This window comes from Amycolatopsis thailandensis (genome assembly GCF_042723255.1).
GTDB classification, from domain to species: domain Bacteria; phylum Actinomycetota; class Actinomycetes; order Mycobacteriales; family Pseudonocardiaceae; genus Amycolatopsis; species Amycolatopsis thailandensis.
Genome location: NZ_JBHXJK010000143.1, coordinates 4980 through 20283 on the forward strand (window position 1 = coordinate 4980; position 15304 = coordinate 20283).

Sequence of the window (15304 nt, forward strand, 5' to 3'; positions counted from 1 at the left end):
CCTTCAAAATTCACATTTTTTCCCTTTCGTCGTTTGTTTCCGCGCCACCCAGTGCCGCAAACCCATCTTGCGCAACACCGCCCGGCGTTAATGTGGCTTTCGCGACACCACCCGACCGCCGGAGATCAGCCGCCGGCAGGCACCCCTGCCCGCGCTTCCTGCGACGTCAGCGGCCGCAGCGACAGCGTGTACTCGTAGGTGCGGTCCTGCCGCACCTGACTGCGTTCCCGCACCGGGTTGGGCGTGTCCCCGACCCCGGTCACCGCGTGGCTCGCGTGCAGGGTGAACCAGCCCTTGTTGCGCTGCAGCTGGAACGGGTACGCCGCCCGGTCGAGGTCGTCGAACGGCGTCACGCTGACGTCGTTCGCCCCTCCGACCAGCAGGCCGCCGGTCCGGCCGTCGGTGAGCAGCGCCCACCGGCTGTCGGTGTGATTGCCGTGATCCTGCGGCCGGTGGTACTCGACGTATTGCTGATCCACCGTGCTCGACTGCACTCCGATCGGCGTGCCGTCCTTGCGGTCGACATAGCTCTCGGCCTTCCGCCCGTACCAGGCGAAGCGGTCGTAGCGGTCCGGCACCGCCAGCGAGACACCGATCCGGGGCAGGTACGGCAGAGTGCGCACGCTCCCCTGCGGCACCACGCGATTCCCGAGACTCAATGTCCCGGTCCGGTCGACGGTGTAGGTCATCGTCTGGTCGAACCACGCCCCGGTGACGTCCGGCGCCGCGACCCGGCTGTCCACGATCACCCGCACGCTTCGCGAGCCGTCCTTCTCGACCCGGACGCCCGTGACGGTGGTCTTCAACCGGTCCAGCCCGGCCTTGCGCCAGTCCTCACCCTCGGCCCGGCCCCAGGCGAAGGTCTCGTTGCTGATGGGTGCCCGCCACGCGTCGAGCTTCGGCCCGCCGGTGAGCAGTTCCTTGCCCTGATGCCGGATGGACGTCAGCGCGCCGGTGGCTTTGTCCACTTTGTACACGACCCCGGCCGCCGAAGCGGTCACCGAAGCCGCGTCCTCGACGACGTCGACGGACTTCCCCGCGAGCGGCGTGCGGTCCAGGCCCGGGACTCGCTTCCCGCCCAGGGAGAACTGGTCGTGTGCCAGGACATGACCTCGCGCGAGCATGGGCTCGCCCTGGGTCGTCACGGCCTCGACGGTGAGGAAGCGTTCGCGGTCCGCGGGATTCGGCGGCACCGGCAGGGAGATCTGCCCGGTCGAACCGGCACCGACCCGCAACGGCTGCTCGCCCCGCGTCACGGTTCGAGAGCCTTCGGAGATCCGCCACCGCAGGTTCAGCTCGTCGGTGCCCTTGAACTGCCGTTCGCTGGTCACCGACAACGCGCCGCCGGAGTAGGCGAACCGGAGCGGCTGGTGCGCCCACGCCATCTGCGCGGTCTCCGGTTGCGCCGAACGGTCCGAGCCGATCAGACCGTCCACACCGGACAGACTGGAGCCGTAGGACAGGTGAGTCCCCTGGTCCGCCACACTGTCGAAGTCCAGCGCCAAAACAGCACCACCCACCGGATTGGCACCGGACAACTCCGCGGCGGAAAGCGGCTTGTCGTAGATGCGTACGTCGTCGACGGCGCCTCGTCCCATCCAGCCGATGTTCGACGGGTCGTTCCACGACGTCTCGAAGTCACGGCCGACGTTGACCTCGGCCGAAGAAGAGTCGATAGCGCCGGTGAACGGCTTGCTTCCGATCTCCTTGCCGTCGAGGTAGAGCCGCAGGGCCGTGCCGTCATACGTACCGCTAACCCGGTGCCAGTTACCGTAGAAGTCGGCGGGCACCTTGGCCTGGACCGCCTGCCACGTTCCACTGTGGATGAAGAACTCCAGGGTGTCCTGCGTCTTCATCTTCAGCGCATACTGGTGGTCGCCCTTGCCGAGGATGCGGAAGTCACCGGTCCACTTCCCCGGCTTCACCCAGGCGTCGAGGGTCAGCGCCTTACCGGTGATGTCGAGTTTCCGGTCGCGGTAGACCTCGACGAAATCGTCCAATCCAGACAGGGCCAGCGCCTTGCCTCGATGACCGTCGACGAGATCCGGCTTGCCGGTCACGTGCGCCGAGATGCCGTTGCCGGACGAATCCGGCGTGGTCCGGATCCGCTGCCGGATGTTCTGCTCCGCCCAGTCCCAGATGAACCCGCCCTGGGTCTGCGGATTCGCCCGGATCGTGTCCCAGAACTCCCGGAAGTTCCCCAGGCTGTTGCCCATCGCGTGGGCGTACTCGCCGAAGATCAGCGGTTTCGTCGTGCTCTTCGCCTGTTCGGCGAACTTCTCCGGGGACGGGTACCTCGGCCCCCAGACGTCGGCGAAGGGCGCGTCGCCGTCGGGGCTGTTGGACTGGTGGTAGATCGGCCGGTTCGGCTCGTTCGCCTTCAGCCAGTCCGCCAGCGCGAAGTGATGCGCGCCGAGACCGGCCTCGTTGCCGGTGTCCCAGAGGAAGACGCTCGGATGGTTCTTGTCCCGCTCGACCATGCCGATCATGCGGTCGAAGAACGCGTCACGCCAGGCCGGGTCGTTCGCCTGGCAGTAGCTCGCGCAGTTCTCGTGGTTGTGGGTCTCGATGTCGATCTCGTCGTCGATCCAGAGCCCGTTCCGGTCGGCCAGTTCGTAGAAGTAGGGGTCGGACGGGTAATGCGAGGTACGGACGGCGTTGACGTTGAGCTGCTTCATCAGCGTGACGTCGCGCTCCTGCGCGGCGCGGGGCACGTACCTGCCGTGATCGGGATCGGTCTCCGCGCGGTTGACGCCCTTGAACAGCACGCGCTTCCCGTTGACCAGCAGCTGTTTGTCGCGGATCTCGATCTCGCGGAACCCGACCGTCTCGCTGGTGATGTGCGTGACCCGGCCGTCGGGCGCGGTCAGCGTGAGGACGGCCGTGTAGAGGTTCGGTGTCTCGTCGGTCCATTTCGCGGGATCGCGGACGGGCAGGCTCAGCGACGTCTTGCCGCCTGCCTCGACTTCGCCGCTCGTGACCCCGACTTCCTTGCCCGCCGTGTCGCGCAGGCTCAGTCCGACGCGGTGCTTGCCCGTCGTCCCGCCGGGTTTGGTGGCGACCTCGACGGCGGCCTTGAGGGTGGCGTCGGTGTAGGTCGCGTCGAGGTCGGTCGTCAGCCCGACGTCCTGGATGAACGTCCCCGGCGCGGAATGCAGGGTCACCGAGCGGAAGATGCCCGAGTACCGCCACTGGTCGACGTCCTCCAGGTAGGCGCCCGCGCTCCAGCGGTGCACCTGCACGGCGATCCGGTTCGGCCCCGGCCGCAACGCGGACGAGATGTCGAACTCCGCCGGCGTGTAGCCGCCCTGGTCGTAGCCGATGTACTTCCCGTTGACCCAGACGAAGTACGCCGACGTCACCCCGTCGAACCGAAGGAACGTCTCGCGTTTCGTCCAGTCCGCGGGCAGGTCGAAGTCGCGGACGTAGGCGCCGGTCGGGTTGACGTCGCGCGGGACGCGCGGCGGGTCGTCGGGCTGGATCTCGGTGGCGATGTTGCGGAAGATCGGATGGTCGAGGCCGTCCGTCTGCCACGTGTGCGGCACGGACACCTCGCGCCAGCTCGACGCGTCGTAGCCGTCGTCGTGGAATCCCGCCGGGACCTGTGACGGGTTGTCCGCCATCGCGATCCGCCATTTGCCATCGAGAGAGCGGCTGTACGGGCTCCGCTCGTCTCCGCGAGCGGCGGCGGAGACGTCGGCGTACGGGCGCAGGAAGGCATGCGCCGGCTCCTGTCCTTCCGCCACTTTCCGTGGATCGTCGAGGTAGGACTGGACGTCTCCTGGTGGTCCGTCGGCGGCGGCGGGCGATCCGGCGCCTGCCAGGGAACCGGCGGCGACCATCAGGCTCAAGACGATGAGGCGTATGCGCGGCACTGCGTTACCTCCCGATGAGGGACCGTCGGCTGATGACCGACTCCTCGACGATCTCGTAAATCGTCACCAGGAGGAAGACCGAGATCGAATTCAGCTGGAGGCGCGATGCGTGAGCGAGACCGGCAAGATCCGCTGGCGGGGCTTGAGATCACGGTCGTCCATCACCGCGAGCAGCGTCTCGACCATCGCGTGGACCTGCTCCCGCGGATCCTGGTGGACCGACGTCAGCGGCGGGTCCATCTCCGGTGCCAACGTCGCGTTGTCGTCGAAGCTGACGACGGCGACGTCCGAGGGGATACTCCTTCCGACGGAATGCAGGGTGCGGAGCGCGCCGAGGGCCATCATGTCGCTCGCCACGAAGACGGCGTCGAGGTCGGGACGCCGCGCGAGCAGGTTCGACATCCCCTTCGCCCCGCCTGTCAGCGTGAAGTCGCCTTCTTCGACCAGGTCCGTCGGGTCGAGTCCCGCGTCGAGCAGGGTCTTGCGCCAGCCGGAAAGCCGGTCGATCGCCGCGCTCTGGTCCTGCGGGCCGGCGATCGTGGCGATCCGGCGATGCCCGGACTCGACCAGATGCGCGACCGCCAGCTTCGCGCCGCCCTCGTTGTCGAAGTCGACGACGTGGACACCACGTTTGAGCCCGGCCGCCTGCCCGCCGTACACCACCGGGATCCTCAACTGCCGCAACGCCTTGGGCAGCGGATCGGTCCGGTGCGGCGCGAACACCAGCACGCCGTCGACGTGCCCGCCGTCCAGGAACCGCACCGTGCGTTCGAGGTCCTCCCGGGTGTCGCTGAAGATCAAGACCATCTGGCAGCCGACGTCGGCGAGTTCTCGATAGCCCGCTCGCATGACCGCGGTGCGGTACGGGTCGTCGAGCAGCCGTGCCTCCGGTTCCGACAGCACGACCGCGACCGCCCCGGTCCGCCTGGTCACCAGGGACCGCGCCGCCTGGTTCGGGGAGTAGCCCAGTTCGCGGGCAGCGGCCTGGACCCTCTCTCGCGAACGCGCGCTGACGTAGCCGTCGTCGTTCAGCGCCCGGGACGCCGTCGACCGGCTGACCCCGGCGGACGCGGCGACGTCTTCCAGCGTCGGCCTGCCGTCTTCCTCTGGTCGAGCCCCCACCCGCGTCACCTTCACCCTTCAGCAGCATCCGGACACCGACAGCTTAGTGTCCGGCGGCCGTCGGCACTGAGAGCGCTCCCGTAGGCGGAAACACTCTCATTACAAGCCCTTGACACGATCTCGCCTCGAGGGACAAACTCTGCGCATCCCTGGGAGCGCTCCCAGTTTCTCCTTCACCCCATCAGCAAGGGACAAAGACGTGAGAAGGATCCGGAACGGCCTGGTGCTGACACTGGGTATCACGATGACGGTCGGCCTGGCGGCGTGCGGTGGTGACGACGGCGGGACACCCGCCGCGTCGGATCCGAACGCGAAGGTCGAGCTATCACTGGCGACGTTCACCGAGTTCGGCTACGAGGCGCTCATTCCCGAGTACGAACGGCTGCACCCGAACATCAAGATCACCCACCGGAAAACCGGCCAGGGCGGGCCGTATCACCAGGATCTGATCACGAAACTGGCAGCGGGTTCCGGCCTCGCCGACGTCACCGCGGTCGAGGAAGGGCATCTGTCCAACGTCCTCGACAAGGGCTCGAAGTTCAACGACCTGCCCGGGATCGGCCCGGCGGACGCCTCCCCCGACCGCTGGCTCGGCTGGAAGTACGACGCGGCGAAGACCAAGGACGGCAAGGTCATCGGCTACGGCACGGACATCGGCCCGCTGGCCATGTGCTACCGCAAGGACATGCTGGAGGCGGCGGGCCTGCCGTCCGACCCCGAAGCCGTCAAACCGCTGTTCGCGACCTGGGACAGCTACTTCGCCGCGGGCGATCAGTACGTCGCGAAGACCGGTGGGAAGGCGTGGTTCGACTCGGCCGCGCAGAACTTCAACGCCATGGTCAACCAGCTCCCCACCGGCTACATCGGACCCGACGACAAGCCGACACTGGATTCGAACCAGGGCATCAAGGACGCCTGGACGAAGGTGACCGGCGCTGTCGCGAAAGGACAGTCGGCCAAGCTGACCGCGTTCAGCAACGAGTGGAACTCCGGGTTCAAGCAGGGCGCGTTCGCCACGAAGGTGTGCCCCGCGTGGATGCTCGGCGTGATCGAGGAGCACTCCGGTCCGGAGAACGCCGGCAAGTGGGCGGTCACCGCGGCCTTCCCCGGTGGTGGCGGGAACTGGGGCGGTTCGTACCTGACCGTGCCGACGCAGTCGAAGCATCCGAAGGAGGCGGCCGAACTCGCCGCCTGGCTGACCGCGCCCGAGCAGCAGATCAAGGCGTTCCAGGCGAAGGGCACCTTCCCCAGTCAGGTCAAGGCGCTGGAGGACCCGGCGCTGCTGAGCGAGACCGACGCCTACTTCGGCGGGGCGAAGATCGGCCGGTTGTTCGCCGAGCAGGCCAAGAAGGTCGCCAAGCCGCAGTACAAGGGCCCCGGTGACGGCCAGATCCAGGAGAACGCGTCGAGCCCGGCGCTCCAAGCCGTCGAGCAGGGCAAATCGCCCGACGAGGGCTGGACGCAACTGCTCGACGCCGCGAAGAAGATCACACGCTGACCGATGACCGTCGTCGACAAGATCAAGCCTGACGAGGCGAAGGCCGGGGCGCGTACGTCGCCCCGGCCCACCCTCCGCCACCGGCTCAGCCGTTGGGACGTCAAAGTCTCGCCGTACCTCTACATCGCCCCGTTCTTCGTGGTCTTCGGGATCGTCGGGCTGTTCCCGCTGCTGTACACGGCATACGTGTCGCTGTTCAGCTGGGAAGCGGGCGACGACGATCCGGACTTCATCGGGCTGGACAACTTCAAGGAACTGTTCGCCGACACGCAGTTCTGGAACGCGCTCGAGAACACCGTCAGCATCTTCCTGCTCTCCAGCGTCCCCCAGCTGATCATCGCGGTGCTCCTGGCGGCGTTGCTCAGCGCCCGGCTGCGCGGGGCGACCGGCTGGCGGGTCGGGGTCCTGCTCCCCTACGCCGCGAGCCTGGTGGCACTCGGGATCATCTTCGCGAACCTGTTCGGACCGAAATACGGCCTGGTCAACGGCCTGTTGCAGACGATCGGACTGGACCCGGTCGACTGGCAGGCCGACCGGTTCAGCAGCCATGTCGCGATCGCGATCATGGTGAACTGGCGCTGGACCGGTTACAACGCGCTGATCGTCCTGGCGGCCATGCAGGCCATCCCGAAGGAACTGCACGAGGCCGCCCTCATCGACGGCGCGGGCCCGGCACGCCGGTTCCGCAGTATCACCCTGCCGTTGCTGAAGCCGACGCTGATCTTCGTCACGATCACCTCGACGATCGGCGGCTTGCAGATCTTCACCGAGCCCAAGCTGTTCGACGCCATGCCGGGGTCGAACAACGGCGGTTCGTCCAACCAGTTCCAGACGGTGACGCTGTACCTGTACCAAACGGCCTTCGAGAACTACGAACTCGGCTACGCCTCGGCGATCGCGTGGGTGCTGTTCCTGATCATCGTGCTGATCGCGCTGGTGAACTTCTTCCTCACCGGGAGGCTCGCGGCGGTGAAGAAGAAATGACCACACTCAAACCGAGGGTCTCGGCGCTGGGCAAACCGCGCCGAGCGACCTACGTCGTGCTGACGATCTTCGTGCTGGGCTCGCTCTTCCCGTTCTACTGGTCGTTCCTGGTGGCGAGCCGGGACAGCAGGATGCTCACCGAGCGGGTCCCGCCGTTCCTGCCGGGCGGGAACTTCTTCGCCAACGCGGCGCGCGTGTTCGACACCGTCCCGTTCTGGAAGGCGCTGGGGAACAGCCTAATCGTGTCCGGCACGGTCACGCTCACCACGGTGCTGTTCTCGGCGCTGGCCGGGTTCGCGTTCGCCAAACTGCGGTTCCGCGGCCGGAACGGGTTGTTCGTGTTCATCGTCGTCACGCTCGCCGTGCCGACCCAGCTCGGGGTCATCCCGTTGTTCATGGCGATGTCGGAGTTCGGCTGGGCGGGCGGGCTCCAGTCGGTGATCGTGCCCAACCTGGTGACCGCGTTCGGCGTCTTCTGGATGCGCCAGTACACGGTGGACGCGGTGCCGTACGAACTGATCGAGGCGGCGCGGGTCGACGGGTGCAGCATGATCCGGATCTTCTGGAACGTCTGCCTGCCCGCGGTCCGCCCGGCGGCGGCGATCCTGGCGATGTTCACGTTCATGACCTCGTGGAACGACTTCCTCTGGCCGCTCGTCGTGCTGGACGCCGGAAATCCCACGGTCCAGCTGGCACTGGAGAAGCTCCAGAGCGGCTACTACGTCGACTATTCGCTGGTGCTGGCCGGAACCACCCTGGCCACCATCCCGATCCTCATCGTCTTCCTCCTCCTCGGCCGCCAGATCGTGGCCGGGATCATGCAAGGTGCCGTGAAAGGGTGACCATGTCCGCTCATCCCGACAGTGTCCGGGCGAAGACCGCGCTGCTGTTCCCGCCCGGATTCGTGTGGGGCGCCGCCACCGCGGCCTTCCAGGTCGAAGGCGCCACGGCCGTCGACGGCCGCACCGACTCGATCTGGGACGTCTTCGCCCGCAGGCCGGGGGCCGTGGTCGGCGGCGACACCGGCGAACCGGGCGCCGATCATTACCGGCGCTACGCCGAAGACGTCGACCTGATGCGGCGGCTCGGGCTCGGGGCGTACCGGTTCTCCCTGTCGTGGCCGCGGATCCGGCCCGACGGCGGTGCCCCGAATCCCGAGGGAATCGCGTTCTACGACCGGCTCGTCGACAGGCTTCTCGAAGCGGGCGTCGAGCCCTGGGCGACGCTGTACCACTGGGACCTCCCTCAAACGCTGGAAGACGAGGGCGGCTGGGCCACTCGCGAGACCGCCTTCCGGTTCGCCGAGTACGCCGAAACGATCGTGGCGCGGCTGGGCGACCGGGTGACGCGCTGGTCCACCCTGAACGAGCCGTGGTGTGCCGCGATGCTGGGCTATGCGCAAGGGATCCACGCTCCCGGCAGGAAGGAGCCCCGGGCCGCCGTCGCGGCCGCGCACCATCTCCTGCTGGGGCACGGGCTGGCGATGGACGTCCTGCGGCGGCACGCGCCGGCGGCGTCGTCCGGGGTGACCTTGAACCTGTATCCGGTGTCCGCGACGGACCCTTCGTCCACTGTGGACGCCGAGGCGGCACGCCGGGTCGACGGTCTTCAGAACCGGCTCTTCCTCGACCCCGTGCTTCGCGGCTCCTACCCCACGGACCTGCTCGCCGACCTCGCTCCGCTGGGGATCGGCGAGCTCGTGCGAGACGGCGATCTCGCGATCATCGCCGCCCCGGTCGATTGGCTGGGCATCAACTACTACCGCGGCTATCAGGTCGCGGGCACTCCCCTGCCCGGCAGCGAACCGGCGGGCGACGACTGGCTCGGTGCCCCCGATGTCCATTTCGTGCCCGACGAGGCGGCGCCGCGCACCGACTCGGGCTGGGAAGTCCAGCCTTCGCGGCTCACCGATTGCCTCCTGCGGGTCCATCGCGAGTATCGGCCGGTCCCGTTGTACATCACCGAAAACGGCGCGTCCTATCCGGACGTCGTCGTCGGCGGGGAGATCGCGGACACCGACCGGATCGCCTTCCTCGACTCGCATCTGCGTGCCGCGTACGAGGCGATCAAGGCGGGTGTCGACCTGCGCGGGTACTTCTACTGGTCGTTGCTCGACAATTTCGAGTGGGCCGAGGGGTACGCCAAACGGTTCGGCCTCGTGCACGTCGACTACGCCACCCAGCGGCGGACGCCGAAGCAGAGCGCGCTCTGGTACGCCAGGGCGATCAGCCTGAACGGGCTGGGCTGAGATGGCGTCATGCAGGGTCTCGTCCACCCGGAAGGGACCCTGCATGACGACTCAGGTCACCGGTTCTCGGCCGCGGTCCGTTCCGCCGCGGCGAGTTCGGCTGCCCGTGGGTCCTGGCCATCGGCCACGACGGCTCGCTGCGCGCCGGCGGCGCTGAAGGCGTTCACGCAGCCCGGTACGTCAGCCAAGGAAGAGCAGTTGTCGGGCCGGTTGCCGCTGATCTCGGCCCCGTTGACCAGCGCGACGTGTGCGTCGATCGTGTAGATGCCGCCGCCGGAACGGGGATACGGGTAGGAACCGGCGCCGGGCTCGCCCACGGCGTTGTCGCCGACCGTCGTGCCGTCGAGGGTGAGACTGTCGTCGAAGACGCTGAGCCCGCCTCCGCTGCCGCCGTAGCCCGACATCCCGGCGTAGCCGCCCGGACCCGCGACACCGCCGTCGCCACCTCGGCCCGCCTGGTTCCCGGCGATCTTGGTACCGGTGATGACCGGATTCAGCAACACTCCTCGGCTGGTCGACATCATCACTCCGCCGGCCACACCGCCGCTGCCGCCGGAACCGCCTGAGCCGCCATCAGCGCCACCCGAACCGCCCTGACCGCCGCTCCCGGTGACGTTGCCGGTGACATCGCTGCCGGTGATCCGCAGGGCGGTACCGCTGAGCGCGTCGACGCCGCCCCCGAATCCGCCCCAGCCGCCGCGGCCACCCGGTTTGGTGGCCGTGCCGTTACCGCCCCGGCCACCGGCTCCGGAGGAATTGTCGCGAATCGAGCTGGCGGTGATCGTCAGAGTCACCTGCGGGGAGCCATAGGAGCGAATACCTCCGCCGGAACCTCCGCTCGCGCCGTCCCTGGCGCCGGTGGTGGCCGTGGCATCAGGACCGGGAGCACCCGCGCCCGCGGTGTTGCCGGCGATGACGCTGTCGGTGATGGTCAACGGGCCCCAGTTCCGAATTCCACCGCCCGCCTCTCCCCAGTTCGCGTCGCCGTAGGAGTCGACGCCGATGCCATCGGGTGCGTGGCCGCCGGTGATCGTGACCTTGTCGAGTGACAGATCACCCCAGTTGGAAATGATCCGGAACTGGGGTGCGTCCTCGGCGCGGGCGATAGTGGCGTGGTTGCCGTTGATGGTGAGCTTTCCCCTGATTGCGGGCAGCCCCGCTTTATCGGCGATGTCCGCGACCGCGGTGAGCGTGTAGACGCAATTCGCCGCCAGCGAAAGCGTGTCCGGAGTCGAGGTCGCGTTGGCGCTGGCGACCGCCTGGACCAGCGCTCCCGTGTCACAGGGAACGGCGATTTCAGCGGCTTGCGCCGGTGGGGCGACCAGGGCGAACGCCCCCAGCGCGGTCACCGTGGTCGCGACTCGTCTTCGAGAATTCGGCGTCATCGAAAAGCCCTCCAGGTCAAGGAAATAGGTGGCGACGGATCGCGTGATCCCCAGTGCGGAAACCGTCACCCGACGAACATTAGAAGTGTCACCTCGGCGCCTCAATGAATATGATCCACATCACAAGTACCGATCATCGGGAATCGTCGAAAATAAAGGAAAACAGGCCGGAACTCGTATCGGGAGCCCCGAATTCATGTTTTTACCGGAGCCGATCGGAGGGATTCCGGTGGCCCGGCTCCGCCAGGTCTTGTTATGGTGGGGGCGCAGCTGATCAACGAGCATGGAGACCAGACGTGGCAGGTGAAGACGACATCTCCGGGTGAGCCGGAGTTGCCAGGCCACCGGCGCTGACGCCGAGGTGGCCTCTTTGTCGTCCCCTCAAAGCCACGTCCACCGCGGCGCTACTTCAGAGCGCCCGCTGTCTTTCACGAGGTCATTTCCATGTCAGACGCCTTCGTCGTCGTGTCCGCCCTGTCCTTCGCCTGGCCGGATGACACCCCGGTCTTCGACGACCTGTCCTTCACCGTGCCCGGTGGCCGCACCGGCCTGGTCGCGCCGAACGGGGCGGGCAAGAGCACGCTCCTCAAGCTGATCGCCGGCGAGCTGCGGCCGACCTCCGGGACCGTGTCCGCTCAGGGCGTCCTCGGCTACCTGCCGCAGTCCCTTCCGCTCACCGCCGAGCTGGACGTGGCCGAGGTCCTGGGCATCGCGCCGCAGCTCGCGGCCTTGAGCGCCATCGAGTCCGGTGACGCGAGCGACGAGCACTTCACCACCATCGGCAACGATTGGGACATCGAGGAACGCACTCGCGCCCAGCTCGACCGGCTCGGCCTCGACGGCATCTCGCTCGACCGGAGCCTGCGCACGTTGAGCGGCGGGCAGATCATCTCGCTCGGCCTGGCCGCGCAGCTGCTGAAACGGCCCGACATCCTGCTGCTGGACGAACCGACCAACAACCTCGACCTCGAAGCCCGCCGCAAGCTCTACGGCGTGCTCGAAGACTGGTCGGGCTGCCTGCTGCTGGTGAGCCACGACCGGGAGCTGCTCGACCGGATGGACCGGATCGCCGAACTCGACCGCGGCGATCTTCGGTACCACGGCGGGAACTTCACCCAGTACGAAGCCGCGGTCAAAGCCGAGCGGGAAGTCGCCGAGCGCAACGTCCGCAGCGCGGAACAAGAGGTCAAACGCGAGAAACGGGAGATGCAGCAGGCCCGCGAGCGGGCCGCGCGACGAGCGGGGAACGCGGCCCGCAACCTCGGCAACGCGGGTCTGCCGAAGATCTTCGCCGGCACCATGAAACGCAACGCCCAGGAATCCGCGGGAAAGGCGAACGAGACGCACGCCGCGCGGGTGAGCGACGCGAAGAATCGCCTCGACGAGGCCGAACGCTCTCTTCGCGACGATCAGAAGATCGCGTTGATCCTGCCGGGCACCAACGTCCCCACCGGGCGCACGGTGTTCCACGGCGAGCACATCCAGGTGCGCTACGGCGACCGGAACGTCTTCGCGGGCGACGGCGTCGACCTCACGATCCGCGGCCCCGAGCGGATCGCGCTGACCGGCGGCAACGGTTCCGGCAAGTCGACACTCCTGCGGGTGCTCAACGAAGACCTCGCCCCCGCCGGCGGCGTGATCAAACGCGCCGAAGGCCGGATCGCGTATCTCTCGCAGCGCCTGGACCTGCTGGACCTCGACCGGACCATCGCCGAGAACTTCGCGGCGTTCGCCCCGAGCCTTCCCGAGTCTCAGCGGATGACGCTGCTCGCCCGGTTCCTGTTCCGAGGCGCGCGAAGCCAGCTTCCCGTCGGCGTGCTCTCCGGCGGCGAACGCCTGCGCGCAACCCTCGCGTGCGTGCTGTTCGCCGAACCCGCGCCGCAGTTGCTGCTGCTGGACGAGCCGACGAACAACCTCGACCTGGTCAGCGTCGGGCAACTCGAAAGCGCTTTGGGGGCCTATCAAGGGGCCTTCGTGGTCGTGAGTCACGACGAACGGTTCCTGACCGAGATCAAGGTGGACCGGCGTATTCGACTGGCCGACGGGGCTCTTTTGGAGTCCTGATCCGTCATTGGTCCTCTGGTTGCGGTGGTTCGGTTGCGAACTATCGCAACCAGAGGACTGAATGCGGAGAGAGGCGCCCTATTTCGCCGGATCACTCTTGAGGTGACGACAAGAGTTGGCACCGCGATTTCGTCTGACGTGGCAGTTCTCGTTCGGGCATAGATCGCGCTTCGGCGGTCGATCATCACGACGCCTCACCAGCGACGGACTCGACACCCTGACCGAGGGACAACACCACCTGTTGCTACGCCGTGCAGGACAAGGTCCGGGTCCGCGCACCGGCCAGGAACCCTGGATCTACACCGTCAAAGCCGACTCGCAGACCATCGGCATCGACAGCAGCGTTCTCACAGCCTTGGCCACCTCGACTACCGCCATGCCAACTAGCTCCGGTAAATGCCAACGAGCATCTGTCGTCACACTTAAGTGGCAAATTCACAGGTTCGCCAGTTACACAAAATTACGAACGCGTGTTCGAAATATGGGTGTATTATTGAGGTGTGTCCGAGACCTTCCTTCCCGAACTCCCGCAGGAGTTGTGGCGTGCCGGCAAGCTGGAGCTTGCGCATGGCGTGCAGCAGTTCCTGCAGCTGATGCGGGTCGCCTCCGCCGCTCTGGGGCAATTCCTGGCGGAGATCGAGTCTCGGGGCTCGAAAGACTTGTATGGCTATGGGTCGACGGCGGCGTGGTTTGCTGATGTGGCTGGGCTGTCTCGGGGTGAGGCGCAGTCGGTGGTGAAGCGGGCGATCTCCTTGAACCCGACCCGCAATCTCGATGGGACAGAGGTTCCGGCCGCAGCGCCCACTGTGGGCGCGGCGGCTGCCGAGGGTGTGCTCGGGAATGAGCGGATCGATCAGGTGCTGGAGATCTTGGGGAGACTCCCGGCCGATACGACAGCCGAGGATCGGGAGAGTGCGGAGAAGATCCTCGGAAACCTTGCTCGTGGCGCGGGTCCACGGCAGCTGGTGAACGCGGAGACGAGCCTGCTCGGCTGGCTCGATCCCGACGGCAACGAGCCCAAAGAACCCGAGCCGAAGCAGCCACGCCGGGAAATCACCCTGGAACGCCGCCGGGACGGCTTCTGGAAACTCACCGGCCTCCTCGACGACGAACTCGGCGCTCGAACCGCCGCCGCGCTGGAGGCGTACGCGAAGCCTCGCCCGGTGGACGAGTTCGGGCAAGCTGACTCGCGCATGAAATGCGAACGCCAGGGTGACGCGTGGGCCGAGCTTCTCGATCTGGCGATTGCCTGTCCTGATCAGCCTGGCACCAGCGGGTACCGGACGTTGGTGCACGTGACCATCGGTCTGGAAGAGCTGAAGTCCGGGATCGGGAAGGCGTGTCTCGATTTCGTCGGGGAGACGACCGCCCGCGAAGCCCGGATGGCCGCCTGCGACTGCTTGATGCTGCCCGTGGTGCTCAACGCCGCTGGGGAACCCCTCGACGTGGGGCGATTGAGACGGTTCGTGACGCCAGGTCAGAGACGGGCGTTGAACATCCGTGATCGGGGCTGTGCGTTCCCTGGGTGTCATCGGAAACCGAAGAACTGTCACGCCCATCATATTCATCACTGGGCGGACGGCGGCCCGACCGATCTCCGGAATCTGGTGCTGCTGTGCGGCTTCCATCACCGCCTGATCCACCACGGCGACTGGCAAGTCCACATGGCAGCCGACGGGTTGCCCGAGTTCGTACCGCCCCAGTATCTAGATCCGCTACTAAGATCCCGGCGCAACACCCTCCACCGCGCCTAACCCTGCATGACCCCGAGGAGCCCGCCAGCCACACCGGCGACGGGCCCCTCGGCATGCCCAGATAGGGCCAAAGTGTCCTGTAAGTCGTTGAGATGAATGTCTGGCCGGTGGCGTCTGGATCACCGCCAATCCTGTGAGAACCCTGCACCGGCGCGCCCTGGTCGAACGTTCTCGAGGGGGCAAAGGTGTCCTGTCAGGTACCAAGTCCGTGAAGGCCTCCTTGAGGGACCCAGGGTCCTTCAAGGAGGCCTTCACGGACCGGTGCTCGGCGGCGGCGACTGGCAGGGCAGAGGGGACTTTCCCTCATCACACGAGCGGAAAGTCCCCTTCACCCCAGGGCCAGGCAGTCTCCGGGGTGGCGGAGGCTCGGAAGC

General features: G+C 67.1%; 9 protein-coding genes. 6 read left to right on the forward strand and 3 right to left on the reverse strand.

The features are described from left to right. Positions 1-125: 125 nt before the first annotated feature. Positions 126-3875, reverse strand: coding sequence for a glycoside hydrolase family 2 TIM barrel-domain containing protein (locus ACFWMR_RS36080; protein WP_378381642.1), 3750 nt, complete (start codon positions 3873-3875; stop codon positions 126-128). Between the two features lie 90 nt (positions 3876-3965). After that, on the reverse strand, positions 3966-5012 hold the full coding sequence (locus tag ACFWMR_RS36085; RefSeq protein WP_378381643.1) for a LacI family DNA-binding transcriptional regulator: 1047 nt from the start codon (positions 5010-5012) through the stop codon (positions 3966-3968). Positions 5013-5196: 184 nt separating this feature from the next. Here ACFWMR_RS36085 and ACFWMR_RS36090 point away from each other — a divergent pair, with 184 nt between their 5' ends. Genes ACFWMR_RS36090 through ACFWMR_RS36105 form a run of 4 tightly spaced genes read left to right on the forward strand, consistent with a single transcriptional unit; the run spans position 5197 to position 9727 of the window. Next, a complete protein-coding gene (locus ACFWMR_RS36090) occupies positions 5197-6495 on the forward strand; it encodes an ABC transporter substrate-binding protein (RefSeq protein ID WP_093935805.1) in 1299 nt (432 codons plus the stop codon). Between the two features lie 3 nt (positions 6496-6498). Then, positions 6499-7479 carry a carbohydrate ABC transporter permease gene (locus ACFWMR_RS36095; protein WP_378381644.1) on the forward strand — a complete coding sequence of 327 codons (981 nt, stop codon included), beginning with the start codon at positions 6499-6501 and terminating at the stop codon, positions 7477-7479. Next, positions 7476-8321 carry a carbohydrate ABC transporter permease gene (locus ACFWMR_RS36100; protein ID WP_378381645.1) on the forward strand — a complete coding sequence of 282 codons (846 nt, stop codon included), beginning with the start codon at positions 7476-7478 and terminating at the stop codon, positions 8319-8321. The genes ACFWMR_RS36095 and ACFWMR_RS36100 overlap by 4 nt, the downstream gene beginning before the upstream one ends. A gap of 2 nt (positions 8322-8323) precedes the next feature. After that, entirely contained in the window at positions 8324-9727 is a 1404-nt protein-coding gene (locus tag ACFWMR_RS36105; protein ID WP_378381649.1) for a GH1 family beta-glucosidase, read from the forward strand. Positions 9728-9783: 56 nt separating this feature from the next. On the opposite strand, the gene ACFWMR_RS36110 is transcribed toward ACFWMR_RS36105, so the two are convergent. Next, positions 9784-11181 carry a hypothetical protein gene (locus ACFWMR_RS36110; protein WP_378381646.1) on the reverse strand — a complete coding sequence of 466 codons (1398 nt, stop codon included), beginning with the start codon at positions 11179-11181 and terminating at the stop codon, positions 9784-9786. A gap of 375 nt (positions 11182-11556) precedes the next feature. Between ACFWMR_RS36110 and abc-f the strand changes: the two genes are divergently transcribed. Then, on the forward strand, positions 11557-13176 hold the full coding sequence (abc-f, locus tag ACFWMR_RS36115) for a ribosomal protection-like ABC-F family protein (RefSeq protein WP_378381647.1): 1620 nt from the start codon (positions 11557-11559) through the stop codon (positions 13174-13176). Between the two features lie 500 nt (positions 13177-13676). Next, complete coding sequence (locus ACFWMR_RS36120) at positions 13677-14930, forward strand: DUF222 domain-containing protein (protein WP_378381648.1); 1254 nt, start codon at positions 13677-13679, stop codon at positions 14928-14930. Positions 14931-15304 lie beyond the last annotated feature (374 nt).

Excerpts from the sequence above, each read along its gene's own strand:
- ACFWMR_RS36105 (WP_378381649.1), top strand. The coding sequence starts at position 8,324 with ATGTCCGCTCATCCCGACAGTGTCCGGGCGAAGACCGCGCTGCTGTTC.
- ACFWMR_RS36095 (WP_378381644.1), top strand. The coding sequence starts at position 6,499 with ATGACCGTCGTCGACAAGATCAAGCCTGACGAGGCGAAGGCCGGGGCG.
- ACFWMR_RS36100 (WP_378381645.1), top strand. The coding sequence starts at position 7,476 with ATGACCACACTCAAACCGAGGGTCTCGGCGCTGGGCAAACCGCGCCGA.
- abc-f (WP_378381647.1), top strand. The coding sequence starts at position 11,557 with ATGTCAGACGCCTTCGTCGTCGTGTCCGCCCTGTCCTTCGCCTGGCCG.